This window comes from Streptococcus urinalis 2285-97, from assembly GCF_000188055.2.
Taxonomy (GTDB): Bacteria; Bacillota; Bacilli; order Lactobacillales; family Streptococcaceae; genus Streptococcus; species Streptococcus urinalis.
Genome location: NZ_AEUZ02000001.1, coordinates 1 through 14,997, shown reverse-complemented (window position 1 = coordinate 14,997; position 14,997 = coordinate 1). Strand labels below are relative to the sequence as shown.

General features: G+C 36.7%; 9 protein-coding genes, 1 tRNA gene and 2 rRNA genes. All 12 read left to right on the top strand.

What is annotated here, in order from left to right:
• Nucleotide 1 precedes the first annotated feature (1 nt).
• The gene (mfd, locus tag STRUR_RS00060; RefSeq protein WP_006739242.1) at nt 2–3,502 is read left to right on the top strand and encodes a transcription-repair coupling factor; all 3,501 of its coding nucleotides are present in this window, start codon (nt 2–4) and stop codon (nt 3,500–3,502) included.
• Between the two features lie 69 nt (nt 3,503–3,571).
• The gene (locus STRUR_RS00055) at nt 3,572–3,844 is read left to right on the top strand and encodes an RNA-binding S4 domain-containing protein (protein WP_006739839.1); all 273 of its coding nucleotides are present in this window, start codon (nt 3,572–3,574) and stop codon (nt 3,842–3,844) included.
• Nucleotides 3,831–4,202 (top strand): FtsB family cell division protein, encoded by a 372-nt coding sequence (locus STRUR_RS00050; protein WP_006738524.1) that lies wholly within the window; start codon nt 3,831–3,833, stop codon nt 4,200–4,202. The genes STRUR_RS00055 and STRUR_RS00050 overlap by 14 nt, the downstream gene beginning before the upstream one ends.
• Nucleotides 4,203–4,211: 9 nt before the next feature.
• Nucleotides 4,212–4,331: an SP_0009 family protein gene (locus STRUR_RS00045; protein WP_006738850.1), complete on the top strand. Its 120-nt coding sequence runs from the start codon at nt 4,212–4,214 to the stop codon at nt 4,329–4,331.
• A 12-nt stretch (nt 4,332–4,343) separates the two neighbouring features.
• Nucleotides 4,344–5,630: a serine hydrolase gene (locus STRUR_RS00040; RefSeq protein WP_006739694.1), complete on the top strand. Its 1,287-nt coding sequence runs from the start codon at nt 4,344–4,346 to the stop codon at nt 5,628–5,630.
• Nucleotides 5,627–6,898 (top strand): tRNA lysidine(34) synthetase TilS, encoded by a 1,272-nt coding sequence (gene tilS / locus STRUR_RS00035; RefSeq protein WP_006740031.1) that lies wholly within the window; start codon nt 5,627–5,629, stop codon nt 6,896–6,898. Before STRUR_RS00040 ends, tilS begins: the two co-directional genes overlap by 4 nt.
• 4 nt (nt 6,899–6,902) lie before the next feature.
• Complete coding sequence (gene hpt, locus STRUR_RS00030; RefSeq protein WP_006738693.1) at nt 6,903–7,445, top strand: hypoxanthine phosphoribosyltransferase; 543 nt, start codon at nt 6,903–6,905, stop codon at nt 7,443–7,445.
• Nucleotides 7,446–7,466: 21 nt separating this feature from the next.
• Nucleotides 7,467–9,440: an ATP-dependent zinc metalloprotease FtsH gene (gene ftsH, locus STRUR_RS00025; RefSeq protein WP_006739301.1), complete on the top strand. Its 1,974-nt coding sequence runs from the start codon at nt 7,467–7,469 to the stop codon at nt 9,438–9,440.
• 117 nt (nt 9,441–9,557) lie between these two features.
• Nucleotides 9,558–10,973, top strand: coding sequence for an amino acid permease (locus STRUR_RS00020; RefSeq protein ID WP_006740617.1), 1,416 nt, complete (start codon nt 9,558–9,560; stop codon nt 10,971–10,973).
• Nucleotides 10,974–11,267: 294 nt separating this feature from the next.
• Nucleotides 11,268–12,815: ribosomal RNA gene (locus tag STRUR_RS00015) — 16S ribosomal RNA — on the top strand.
• A gap of 51 nt (nt 12,816–12,866) precedes the next feature.
• Nucleotides 12,867–12,939 (top strand) — tRNA-Ala (locus STRUR_RS00010).
• 153 nt (nt 12,940–13,092) lie between these two features.
• A 23S ribosomal RNA gene (locus tag STRUR_RS00005) occupies nt 13,093–14,997 on the top strand; the annotation flags it as partial.

Here is a 14,997-nt window from a genome sequence, read left to right as displayed (position 1 = left end):
AATGGATATATTTGAATTATTTGGTGAGAATAAAAAATTAAAAGATTGGTATTCTAAACTTGAATCTGCCAAACGTCAACTTGTTATGGGATTTTCTGGCTCAAGTAAATCGTTAGCTATGGCTTCAGCTTTTAATCATACAGAACAGAAATTGGTAATTGTTACAGCTAGTCAAAACGAAGCTGATAAGTTGGTAAATGATTTATCAGCAGTTTTACCAGATCAGAGCATCTATCAATTTTTTGCGGATGATGTCGCTGCTGCAGAATTTGTATTCTCGTCAAATGAGAAAACGATTTCTAGACTTGAAACCTTACAATTTTTACAAAATAAAGCAGAAAAAGGGATAGTTGTTGTTAGTGTAGCAGGGACTAAAATTCATCTACAAAATCCTTCTATATTTAAGGAAAGTCAGATTAATTTATCTGTTGGAGATGAAGTAGATTTACTGGATTTGGTTAAACAAATAAGGAAATTAGGTTATGAGCAAGTATCTCAAGTATTGAAGCCTGGAGAATTTAGTCGTCGTGGGGATATTTTAGATGTATTTGGTTTTAATCAGGACTATCCATATAGACTTGAGTTTTTTGGTGATGAGGTTGATGGTATTAGACAGTTTGAAGTTGAATCTCAAAAATCGACTCAGTCATTCAATATGATTAAATTGACACCAGTTTCTGACATGATTTTAACTGAAGCTGATTTTCAAAGAGCAATTCATTCCTTTGAAAAAGCTCAAAAGATTGCAACTGGAGATATGAAAGCTTACGTTGATGAACTGTTAGATACTTGTTATCATGGTTATTATCATAAAGATATTCGAAAATTTTTATCATTATTTTATGATCAAGAATACTCACTTTTTGATTATTTAGATAAAGACTGCTTAGTTTTTTATGATGATTTTCAACGGATCATGGATAAAAATGCTAATTTTGAATTAGAAACCGCAAATCTACTAACTTCAGATTTACAAGCCGGGAAATCTATCTCATCGGCACATTATTTTATTGAAAATTATCAGTTATTAAGAAATCGTGAGCATGTCACATTCTTTTCAAATTTTCATAAGGGTTTAGGAAATTTGAAATTCGATTTCATGTACCAATTTACCCAATACCCTATGCAAGAATTCTTCAATCAATTTCCTCTATTGGTTGATGAAGTCAACCGGTATTCAAAGTCAAAAGCGACTGTTTTAGTTCAAGTGGATTCTCAGAAATCTCTTGATAAGTTAAAAAAGACATTAGATGAGTATGATTTAGAGTTGACTATCTCAAACAGTGATGACATTGTTAAAAAAGCACCACAATTTATCATTGGACATTTATCTAATGGGTTCTATTTTGCTGATGAAAAAATCGTTTTAATTACAGAACATGAAATATTTAATAAACGTGTTAAGCGAAAAATAAGACGTAAGAATATTTCAAATGCTGAACGACTCAAGGATTATAATGAGCTATCTAAGGGAGATTATGTTGTTCATAATGTCCATGGGATAGGACAATTTATTGGAATTGAAACGATTGAAATAAATGGTGTTCACAGAGATTATGTCAGTATTCAGTATCAAAATGCTGATCGTATCTCAATTCCTGTGGAACAAATTGAGATGCTGTCGAAGTATGTTTCAGCAGATGGTAAAGAACCTAGAATAAGCAAACTAAATGATGGCCGTTTTCAAAAAGCAAAACAAAAAGTTCACCAACAAGTTGAAGACATTGCAGATGATCTGATAAAGCTATATGCCGAAAGAAGTCAGCAAAAAGGATTTGAGTTTTCACCCGATGATCAGTTACAAACTGAATTTGATGAAGATTTTGCTTATGTGGAAACCGAAGATCAATTGAGATCAATTAAAGAAATTAAAAAAGACATGGAAAGTCCACATCCGATGGATAGACTTTTAGTTGGTGACGTTGGATTTGGTAAAACAGAAGTAGCGATGCGTGCGGCTTTCAAAGCTGTTAACGATCACAAACAAGTTGCGATACTTGTACCGACAACTGTTTTAGCTCAACAACATTACTCAAACTTTAAAGAAAGATTTGAGAATTTTCCTGTCAACATAGATGTTTTAAGCCGTTTCAGAAGTAAAAAAGAACAAACAGAAACTCTAGATGCTCTCAAAAAAGGGCAGATTGATATCATTATTGGGACACATCGTTTGCTTTCTAAAGATGTTACATTTGCTGATTTAGGACTTATTGTTATTGATGAGGAACAACGTTTTGGTGTTAAACATAAGGAAACTTTGAAAGAGCTAAAGACAAAAGTTGATGTATTAACCCTAACAGCAACACCAATTCCTAGGACCTTACACATGTCAATTTTAGGGATTAGAGATCTCTCAGTAATAGAGACTCCACCGACAAATCGTTATCCCGTTCAAACGTATGTTCTAGAAGTCAATCCTTGTGTTGTCAGAGAAGCCATTATTAGAGAGATGGATAGGGGTGGCCAAGTCTTTTATGTCTACAATAAGGTTGAGACAATCGACCAAAAGGTTGCTGAATTACAAGAACTTGTTCCTGAGGCTTCGATCGGTTTTGTTCATGGACAGATGAGTGAAATCCAACTAGAAAATACGCTATTAGACTTCATCAACGGCGACTATGACCTCTTGGTTGCAACAACCATTATTGAAACAGGCGTTGATATTTCTAATGTGAATACTCTCTTTATTGAAAATGCTGATCATATGGGTTTGTCTACTTTATATCAATTAAGAGGAAGGGTAGGTCGCTCAAACCGTATTGCTTATGCTTATTTAATGTATAGACCAGACAAAATTTTAACAGAAGTATCTGAAAAACGTTTAGATGCTATCAAAGGGTTCACCGAATTAGGCTCTGGATTCAAGATAGCAATGCGCGACTTATCTATTCGTGGTGCAGGAAATATTTTAGGGGCATCACAAAGTGGTTTCATTGACTCAGTTGGTTTTGAAATGTATTCTCAAATGTTAGAGCAAGCTATTGCTATGAAACAAGGAAAAACCACCATTAGACAAAAGGGAAATGCAGAGATATCGTTACAAATAGATGCATATATTCCTACAGATTACATAGATGATGAAAAGCAAAAGATAGAAATTTATAAACGTATTCGCGAAATTGATCAAGTGGCAGATTATCAGGATTTACAAGATGAATTAATTGATCGATTTGGAGAATATCCTGATCAAGTAGCTTATTTGTTAGAGATTGGATTACTAAAAGCCTATTTTGATAATGCTTTTGTTGAATTAGCTGAACGAAAAGAGAATAAAGTAACAGTGAGATTTGAGAAAGTATCGTTGCAGTATTATAAGACACAAGATTACTTTGAAGCACTCTCCAAGACTCATCTAAAAGCTAAAATTGGTGAATTTCAAGGTAAAATTGAAATTGTTTTTGATGTTCGAAATCAAAAAGCCTATAACATCTTAGAAGAATTGATGCTATTTGGTAATATGCTAAAAACAATTAAAGATAGAAAAGAAAATCACAGTCATTAAATTGACATAGGTCTTTTCTATCCAATCTTTTTAAAAAATGATAGAATATAAGGGGCTGTGAGGTAATTTATGAGATTAGATAAGTATTTAAAGGTATCGCGAATTATAAAAAGAAGGCCTGTTGCAAAAGAAGTAGCTGATAAAGGAAGAATAAAAGTTAATGGGGTGCTAGCAAAAAGTTCCACTGATATCAAAGTTAATGATCAAATTGAAATTAGATTTGGAAATAAATTGTTAACAGTTTCAGCTTTGGAGATGAAAGATAGTACCAAAAAAGAAGATGCAGTTAAAATGTATAAGATCATTAGTGAATCAAGGATAGATGGAAATGAAGAAGCCTAGTATTGTTCAATTAAATAATCAATATATAAAGGATGAAAACCAACGTCAACGATTTTTGGAAGAAGAAAATCAAAAGAAAAATCGTTTTATGGCTTGGATTCTCATTGTTATCATGCTTTTGTTTATTTTACCGACATACAATCTCATAAAAAGTTACGCTCATTTACAAGATCAACACAAGCAAGTTACTAAATTGACAAAGGATTATAATACTTTAACTTCAAATACAAAAAGTGAGCAGGAATTTGCTAATCGTCTAAAAAATGAAGATTATGTCAAAAAATATGCGCGTGCTAAATATTATCTCTATAAAAAAGGAGAGACAATCTATCCTATCCCAAGTTTATTACCAAAATAAAGTGTTATTATGGAAGATTTAATTAAAACTATTGAAACTTTTCTAGCATATTCTGATGAAAAGTTAGAAGAGTTAAGTGAAAAAAATCAAAGATTAAGAGAAAATGATGGTAAAGAAAACCAGAAGTAGAAAGGAGAAACCGTGAAAAAAGTTTTAGCAATGATGTTAATGTTTTTTTTCATATCTCCTATTTCTGTTATTAGTACCGAAAAAGATGTTCAATTTACCAATGCATCACAATATCAATTAAGTAAAGATGTTGTAAAATCAACATCTTACTTTGATATTATCCCTTCAAATCCTACCTTATCTCAAGAGATTAATGCTTATCAAGACGTTAATCTTACTATGATTAAGAACCAATTGGAAAAGGACCAAGGTCTTAAGATCACGAATCTAATGGTCAACGATAATCGTATTCCTGTATTCCAATTAAGTGATGGTAGTTTTGTTGAAGCTAGCCGATATAATATTTATGATGATGTTGTCCAAGAAGATATTTCTGTACAAGGTACATTTTGGTTAAATAAACAATTTACAGTATTTGACAGTCCTTATGTTACAGGAACAAAAAAAGTTGACTCCCAGTTGAAGTCATACAATCAAGTGACCGTAACTGAAAAAGCAACAACAGCACATGGCGTTTATTTTAAAGTTGGAAACAATCAGTGGATTTCCCAAACAGATTTATCAATTGCAGATAACCGAATTGCTAAAGTGCAAGAAATGTTAAATCAGAAATATAATAAAAGTCAATATGCCATATCTGTAAAACAACTAAATAGTCAGGCGGTGGCTGGTATCAATCAAGATAAAGTCATGTATTCCGCAAGTGTTGCAAAACTAGCTATTTTGTACTATGCACAAGAGCAGCTACAAAATGGAAGCATCAAGAAAACAGATACTTATAAGTATGTTGATGCTGTTAACCATTTTAATGGCGACTACGATCCAAGTGGTAGTGGCAAAATGCCTAAAAAAGCTGATAACAAAGAATATAGTGTGGAAGATCTTTTAAAAGCAGTTGCGCAACATTCAGATAATGTTGCTACTAATATGCTAGGCTATTATGTTGCACATCAATATGACAACCAATTTCAATCAGAAATAAATGCTATTTCAGGATTTGGTTGGGATATGGAGCAAAGGCAATTACCTGCATCAGCAGCAACAAAAATGATGGAAGCAATCTATTATCAAAATGGGGACATTGTTTCTTACTTATCTAATACAGAGTTTGATAGTCAACGAATTTCAAAAAACATCAATGTTAAAGTAGCTCACAAGATTGGTGATGCCTATGATTACAAGCATGATGTAGCTATTATTTATGCTAATGAACCCTATATTTTAACTGTATTTACGGATAAATCAGAATATGATGATATCACTGCGATAGCTGATGATGTCTATGAGATATTAAAATGACATATGAAACAATTTTAAAGAGAATAAAAAAAGAAGGTTATTTTTCAAAGCACTCTAAAGTATTAATAGCAGTATCAGGTGGAGTAGATTCTATGAATTTACTGCACTTTTTACATTCTTATTCTAACGATTTGGCGATTTCTATTGGAATTATTCATATTAATCACCAACAAAGAAGTGAATCAAAAATAGAAGAGGCTTACATTAAAGATTGGGCACAAAAACATAAGCTTCCTTGTTATGTATCTTATTTTGAAGGAGTGTTTACTGAAGCAAAAGGAAGAGAGTTTCGTTATCAAGAATTCAAAAGAATTATGAGTGAATATCATTATTCAGCACTTGTTACTGCTCATCATGCGGATGATCAAGCTGAGACAATCTTGATGCGTTTTATTAGAGGAAGCCGGTTAAGACAATTAACAGGAATCAAAGCCATACAACCATTTGGACAAGGAGAATTAATTCGTCCATTTCTTTCTTTTAAAAAATCTGAATTACCAGATATCTTCCACTTTGAAGATTATAGTAATCAAACGGATGATTATTTCAGAAACCGAATTAGAAATACTGTTATTCCACAGCTTGAAAATGAAAATCCGAAATTTAAAGAAACCATGATTCAATTTGGAAAAGAAAGTGACCTCCTTTTACAGGCTCTTGAACAATTGACAAAAACTATTGATTATTTAAACCTTTCAATTTTTCGTAGTCAAACCTATCCTGTTCAATATACCTTGCTTCAGCAGTATTTAACTAATTTTCCAGATTTGCAAATAAAAAAGTCTCAATTTGAACAGTTGATAACGTTAATTAATCAAAAACATAATTTTCATAAAACGATTAAAGAGAATTATCAATTGATAATTGATTATCAAACATTCAAAATTGAAAAAATACAACCTAAAACTTATATCGTTGATGATAATCAAGTGCTACAATATGACAGTCATCAATTTTTCAAAAATTATCATTTTTCATTTAATAAAAATACTGAAAATGCCTATATTACTTTGTACAGCACTAATGACATTATATTAAGATCAAGACGCCCAGGGGATGTCATTGATTTTGGTTCTTTTCAAAAAAAGTTACGACGTTTATTTATTGATAATAAATTTACGAATAAAGAAAGAGGAGAAAGTATTATTGCCGAACAAGATGGGAAAATTATTTTTGTTCTAATTGGTGATAAAACTTATTTGAGAAAAGCGAACGAAGATGATATAATGAAAGCTAAACTGTATATTGAAAAAATAGAAAAAAGGTGACAGCATGCTTGAGCAAGATATTGAAAAAATTCTATTCTCTGAAGAAGATATTATTAAAGAAACAAAGAAACTTGGTAAACAGATAACTGAAGATTATCAAGGTAAAAATCCTTTATTAGTTGGTGTTTTAAAGGGATCTGTTCCTTTTATAGCTGAATTAATAAAACATATTGATACTCATGTCGAGTTGGACTTTATGGTTGTATCAAGCTATCACGGTGGAATGTCTAGCAGTGGTGAAGTGAAAATTATTAAGGATGTTGATACTAATATTGAAGGAAGAGATGTAGTCTTTATTGAAGATATCATTGATACAGGTAGAACTCTTCTTTATCTTCGTGACATGTTCAAATACCGTAAGGCTAAGTCAGTTAAAATTGCAACACTTTTTGACAAACCTGAAGGTAGAGTCGTAGATATTGATGCAGATTACGTTTGCTATGACGTACCAAATGAATTTATTGTTGGTTATGGCTTAGATTATGCTGAAAATTACCGTAATTTACCATATGTTGGTGTTTTAAAAGAGGAAATCTATTCTAAATAGAAAAAGGTTATTCAAAACTATATGAAAAATAATAAAAATAATGGATTTATAAAAAATTCCTTTATTTATATAATATTGATTGTTGTTATTATTACAGGTTTTCAATATTATCTAAGAGGGACTAGTGTACAAAGTCAACAAATTAGCTATTCCAAATTAGTTAAACAAATAAAAAGTGGCGATGTAAAATCTCTAACTTATCAACCAAGTGGCAGTATTATCCAAGTTAGAGGTAAATATAAAACTGCTAAAAAACTTGATACAAAAGCAAATGTGTCATTCTTTGGAAATGCTAGCAGTACGAAAGTTAAAGAATTCAATGCAATTGTATTACCAAGTGATTCAACATTAAAAGATATTACCTCAGCTGCTGAAAAAACAAGTACAGACATTACTGTAAAACAAGAAAGTTCTAGTGGTACTTGGATTAGTTATCTGATAAATTTCTTACCATTAGTTATTTTTGCCGGATTCATGATTATGATGATGAATCAAGGTGGAGGCGGTGCCCGTGGTGCAATGAGTTTTGCTAAGAATAAAGCAAAAACTCAAAGTCAAGGTGATGTCAAAGTTCGTTTTACTGATGTTGCAGGTGCTGAAGAAGAAAAACAAGAACTGGTTGAAGTTGTTGATTTCTTGAAAAATCCTAAAAAATATAAAGCCTTAGGAGCTCGAATTCCATCAGGTGTTCTCTTAGAGGGTCCTCCGGGAACTGGTAAAACATTGCTAGCAAAAGCTGTTGCTGGTGAAGCGGGTGTTCCGTTCTTTAGCATTTCAGGTTCAGACTTCGTTGAGATGTTTGTTGGTGTCGGTGCTAGTCGAGTTCGTTCACTTTTTGAGGATGCAAAAAAAGCAGAACGTGCAATCATCTTTATTGATGAAATAGATGCTGTTGGTCGTCGTCGTGGAGCCGGTATGGGCGGCGGTAATGATGAACGTGAACAAACCCTTAACCAACTCTTAATTGAAATGGATGGTTTTGAAGGCAATGAAAGTATCATCGTTATTGCGGCAACTAACCGTAGTGATGTATTAGATCCGGCATTGTTGAGACCAGGACGTTTTGATAGAAAAGTTCTTGTAGGTCGACCTGATGTTAAAGGTAGAGAAGCGATTTTAAATGTTCATGCTAAAAACAAACCTTTATCTGACGATGTCAATCTAAAAGTAGTTGCTCAACAAACACCTGGCTTTGTTGGTGCAGATTTAGAAAATGTATTGAATGAAGCAGCATTAGTAGCTGCAAGACGTAATAAAACTAAAATTGATGCTTCAGATATTGATGAGGCAGAAGATAGAGTTATTGCTGGACCGTCTAAGAAAGATAGAACAGTTTCTCAAAAAGAACGTGAAATGGTTGCTTATCATGAAGCAGGACATACTATTGTTGGTTTAGTATTATCTAGCGCACGTGATGTTCATAAAGTAACGATTGTGCCACGTGGTCGCGCTGGTGGCTACATGATTTCATTACCTAAAGAAGATCAAATGTTGCTGTCTAAAAATGACTTAAAAGAACAACTTGCTGGCTTAATGGGTGGTCGAGTTGCTGAAGAAATTATCTTCAACTCACAAACCTCAGGTGCATCAAATGACTTTGAGCAAGCAACTCAAATTGCAAGAGCTATGGTAACTGAGTATGGTATGAGTGATAAACTTGGACCAGTGCAATATGAAGGAAATCATGCTATGATGGCTGGTCAAATGTCACCAGAGAAATCTTACTCTGCACAAACGTCACAAATGATTGATGAAGAAGTGAGAAGTCTTTTAAATGAAGCTAGAAACAAAGCGGCAGATATTATCAATGGTAATCGTGAATCACACAAATTAATTGCTGAGGCACTTCTTAAGTATGAAACCCTTGATGCTGCTCAAATTAAATCAATCTATGAAACAGGAAAAATGCCTGAAGAGAATGATGAAGATTCTGAAAACCATGCTTTATCATATGATGAAATCAAAGAAAAAATGTCAGAAAATGACGATAAATAAAAATGAAGAGTTAGCTCTTCATTTTTATTTTCTTTTAATTTTATAATGAGATTTACATTTATAATCAACTGTGATAAACTGAGAAAGCTTATTATATAGAATGATAGAGATATTAAAATGAATATTTTCAGAAGAAAACAACACATTATATTTAGGCATGAGCTTAACCAACACTTACAAATGAGAGATCTTGTCTTTTTAGGCTTAGGATCAATGGTTGGCACAGGTATTTTTACTATTACAGGTATTGGTGCAGCTAATTATGCCGGTCCAGCTTTAGTTGTTTCGATTTTACTATCAGCTTTGGCAATTGGGATATTGGCGTTATTTTATGCTGAATTTGCGTCAAGAATTCCTCAAAATGGAGGAGCCTATAGTTATGTCTATGCTACTTTAGGAGAATTTCCTGCATGGTTGGTTGGCTGGTGTATTATTCTTGAATTTATTACAGCTGTATCTAGTGTAGCAGTTGGATGGGGTAGTTACTTAAAAGGAATTTTACAACAATATAACATCTGCTTACCAAACTTTTTAAATGGAAGCTTTAATATAGAGAAAGGCACGTATATTGATCTCTTACCTATGCTAGTTATGGTTTTTGTTATTTTTATTGTGATGCGAAATGCTAAAACTGCTCTTAGATTTAATTCTCTATTAGTTATTTTAAAATTCTCAGCTCTAGCTTTATTTATTATAGTAGGCATTTTTCATATAAAGATTACAAATTGGATACCTTTTGCACCTTTTGGTTGGGGACAATTATATGCTGGGAAAACTGGAATTTTTGCTGGAGCATCTATTATGTTTTTTGCGTTTTTAGGATTCGAGTCGATTTCAATGACAGTTGATGAAGTTCATAATCCTCAAAAAACAATTCCTAAAAGCATTATTTTATCATTAGGAATAACAGCTTCTCTCTATATTATAGTGACATTAATTTTAACTGGAATTATCAATTATCAACATTTAAATGTATCAGATGCTGTTTCTTACGCGCTCCGACAAGTTGACTTAACATGGGCAGCAGATTATGTATCTTTAGTTGCAATATTGACGCTAATAACAGTTTGTATTTCAATGACTTTTGCTGTTTCAAGAACAGTATTCAGTATCAGTCGTGACGGTCTTCTTCCAAAAATTTTAAAAAAGGTTTCAATAAAAACGAAAATACCCAAAAATGCAACGCTCTTAGTCGGAAGTATTTCACTTATTTGTGCTGGTTTATTTCCATTAGATTACCTAGCTCAATTTGTTAATATTTCGACAATGACTTATCTTATTATTATGTCAATCGCTTTGATTGTGTTAAGGAAGGAAAAAGGAAGTCCTGAAACTGGACAATTCAAAACTCCATTAGTCCCAATATTGCCTATATTGTCAATTATCATTTGTCTATCATTTATGAGTCAATATAATTTAAAAACATGGATTAGCTTTATAATTGCTCTTCTAATTGGTATTATGATTTACTTTTTATATGGATTTCAACATTCAAATTTAAATGAAATGACACAAAAAGAAATTAAGAAATAAAAATGTCATCTTTTTGAAAAGAAACTGAAAAAATCCCTTGACAATGGTAAAGTAGATTTAGTATACTAAATAGGCTGTTGAAGCGGGCGAGTGACAGTTAAGAAAAGGTAAAAAAAGTTCTTGACAAGCTTGTGATGATTTGATAGAATAAAATAGTTGTCTCGAAAGAGGCGAAAGACCTTTGAGAACTGAATAAGACGAACCAAACGTGAGGGTGATATGGAGACATATTACCCGTCAAAGACGAAATAAATCTGTCAGCGACAGAAAGAAAAGAGTAGGAATACTCAAACTTTTAATGAGAGTTTGATCCTGGCTCAGGACGAACGCTGGCGGCGTGCCTAATACATGCAAGTAGAACGCTGAGGTCATGTGCTTGCACAAGACCAAGGAGTTGCGAACGGGTGAGTAACGCGTAGGTAACCTGCCTCATAGCGGGGGATAACTATTGGAAACGATAGCTAATACCGCATGAGAGTTTTTAACACATGTTAGGAACTTAAAAGGAGCAACTGCTTCACTATGAGATGGACCTGCGTTGTATTAGCTAGTTGGTGAGGTAACGGCTCACCAAGGCGACGATACATAGCCGACCTGAGAGGGTGATCGGCCACACTGGGACTGAGACACGGCCCAGACTCCTACGGGAGGCAGCAGTAGGGAATCTTCGGCAATGGGGGCAACCCTGACCGAGCAACGCCGCGTGAGTGAAGAAGGTTTTCGGATCGTAAAGCTCTGTTGTTAGAGAAGAATGGAAGTAGGAGTGGAAAGTCTACTTCGTGACGGTAACTAACCAGAAAGGGACGGCTAACTACGTGCCAGCAGCCGCGGTAATACGTAGGTCCCGAGCGTTGTCCGGATTATTGGGCGTAAAGCGAGCGCAGGCGGTTCTATAAGTCTGAAGTTAAAGGCAGTGGCTCAACCATTGTTCGCTTTGGAAACTGTAGAACTTGAGTGCAGAAGGGGAGAGTGGAATTCCATGTGTAGCGGTGAAATGCGTAGATATATGGAGGAACACCGGTGGCGAAAGCGGCTCTCTGGTCTGTAACTGACGCTGAGGCTCGAAAGCGTGGGGAGCAAACAGGATTAGATACCCTGGTAGTCCACGCCGTAAACGATGAGTGCTAGGTGTTAGGCCCTTTCCGGGGCTTAGTGCCGCAGCTAACGCATTAAGCACTCCGCCTGGGGAGTACGACCGCAAGGTTGAAACTCAAAGGAATTGACGGGGGCCCGCACAAGCGGTGGAGCATGTGGTTTAATTCGAAGCAACGCGAAGAACCTTACCAGGTCTTGACATCCCGATGCCCGCTCTAGAGATAGAGTTTTACTTCGGTACATCGGAGACAGGTGGTGCATGGTTGTCGTCAGCTCGTGTCGTGAGATGTTGGGTTAAGTCCCGCAACGAGCGCAACCCCTATTGTTAGTTGCCATCATTCAGTTGGGCACTCTAGCAAGACTGCCGGTAATAAACCGGAGGAAGGTGGGGATGACGTCAAATCATCATGCCCCTTATGACCTGGGCTACACACGTGCTACAATGGTTGGTACAACGAGTCGCAAGTCGGTGACGACAAGCTAATCTCTTAAAGCCAATCTCAGTTCGGATTGTAGGCTGCAACTCGCCTACATGAAGTCGGAATCGCTAGTAATCGCGGATCAGCACGCCGCGGTGAATACGTTCCCGGGCCTTGTACACACCGCCCGTCACACCACGAGAGTTTGTAACACCCGAAGTCGGTGAGGTAACCTTTTAGGAGCCAGCCGCCTAAGGTGGGATAGATGATTGGGGTGAAGTCGTAACAAGGTAGCCGTATCGGAAGGTGCGGCTGGATCACCTCCTTTCTAAGGAAATGGAAACGATTGGTCGTCTTATTTAGTTTTGAGAGGTCTTGTGGGGCCTTAGCTCAGCTGGGAGAGCGCCTGCTTTGCACGCAGGAGGTCAGCGGTTCGATCCCGCTAGGCTCCATAGAGTAGCGATACTCTAGGATAGTCCATTGACAATTGAATATCTATATCAAATTCCACGATCTTGAAAAAGATTGTAGAAAAGTAACAAGAAAATAAACCGAAAACGCTGTGAATTAATGAGTTTTCTAGTTTAAAGAAACTAGGTTAATAAGGTTAAGTTAATAAGGGCGCACGGTGGATGCCTTGGCACTAGAAGCCGAAGAAGGACGTGACTAACGACGAAATGCTTTGGGGAGCTGTAAGTAAGCGCTGATCCAGAGATGTCCGAATGGGGGAACCCGGCAACTAATGGTTGTCATCCATAACTGTTAAGGTTATGAGAAGGAAGACGCAGTGAACTGAAACATCTAAGTAGCTGCAGGAAGAGAAAGCAAACGCGATTGCCTGAGTAGCGGCGAGCGAAACGGCAGGAGGGCAAACCGAGGAGTTTACTCCTCGGGGTTGTAGGACTGCGATATAGGATTAATGATTATAGAAGAATTACCTGGGAAGGTAAGCCAAAGAGAGTAACAGCCTCGTATTTAAAATGATTGATTAACCTTAGCAGTATCCTGAGTACGGCGAGACACGCGAAATCTCGTCGGAATCTGGGAGGACCATCTCCCAACCCTAAATACTCTCTAGTGACCGATAGTGAACCAGTACCGTGAGGGAAAGGTGAAAAGCACCCCGGGAGGGGAGTGAAATAGAACCTGAAACCGTGTGCCTACAACAAGTTCGAGCCCGTTAATGGGTGAGAGCGTGCCTTTTGTAGAATGAACCGGCGAGTTACGTTATGATGCGAGGTTAAGTTGAAGAGACGGAGCCGTAGGGAAACCGAGTCTTAATAGGGCGAAAGAGTATCATGACGTAGACCCGAAACCATGTGACCTACCCATGAGCAGGTTGAAGGTGAGGTAAAACTCACTGGAGGACCGAACCAGGGCACGTTGAAAAGTGCTTGGATGACTTGTGGGTAGCGGAGAAATTCCAAACGAACTTGGAGATAGCTGGTTCTCTCCGAAATAGCTTTAGGGCTAGCGTCGATGTTAAGTCTCTTGGAGGTAGAGCACTGTTTGGGTGAGGGGTCCATCCCGGATTACCAATCTCAGATAAACTCCGAATGCCAACGAGATATGATCGGCAGTCAGACTGCGAGTGCTAAGATCCGTAGTCGAAAGGGAAACAGCCCAGACCACCAGCTAAGGTCCCAAAATAACTGTTAAGTGGAAAAGGATGTGGGGTTGCACAGACAACTAGGATGTTAGCTTAGAAGCAGCTATTCATTCAAAGAGTGCGTAATAGCTCACTAGTCGAGTGACCCTGCGCCGAAAATGTACCGGGGCTAAAACAGTTTACCGAAGCTGTGGATGACACATAGGTGTCATGGTAGGAGAGCGTTCTATGTGTGAAGAAGGTGTACCGTGAGGAGCGCTGGAACGCATAGAAGTGAGAATGCCGGTATGAGTAGCGAAAGACAGGTGAGAATCCTGTCCACCGTAAGACTAAGGTTTCCAGGGGAAGGCTCGTCCGCCCTGGGTTAGTCGGGACCTAAGGAGAGACCGAAAGGTGTATCCGATGGCCAACAGGTTGATATTCCTGTACTAGAGTATATAGTGATGGAGGGACGCAGTAGGCTAACTAAAGCATGCGAATGGAAGAGCATGTCTAAGCAGTGAGGTGTAAGATGAGTCAAATGCTTATCTTTTTAACATTGAGCTGTGATGGGGAGCGAAATTTAAGTAGCGAAGTTAGTGATGTCACACTGCCAAGAAAAGCTTCTAGCGTTAATTATACTCTACCCGTACCGCAAACCGACACAGGTAGTCGAGGCGAGTAGCCTCAGGTGATCGAGAGAACTCTCGTTAAGGAACTCGGCAAAATGACCCCGTAACTTCGGGAGAAGGGGTGCTGGCTTAAAGTCAGCCGCAGTGAATAGGCCCAAGCAACTGTTTATCAAAAACACAGCTCTCTGCTAAATCGTAAGATGATGTATAGGGGGTGACGCCTGCCCGGTGCTGGAAGGTTAAGAGGAGTGCTTAGCGTAAGCGAAGGTATGAATTGAAGCCCCAGTAAA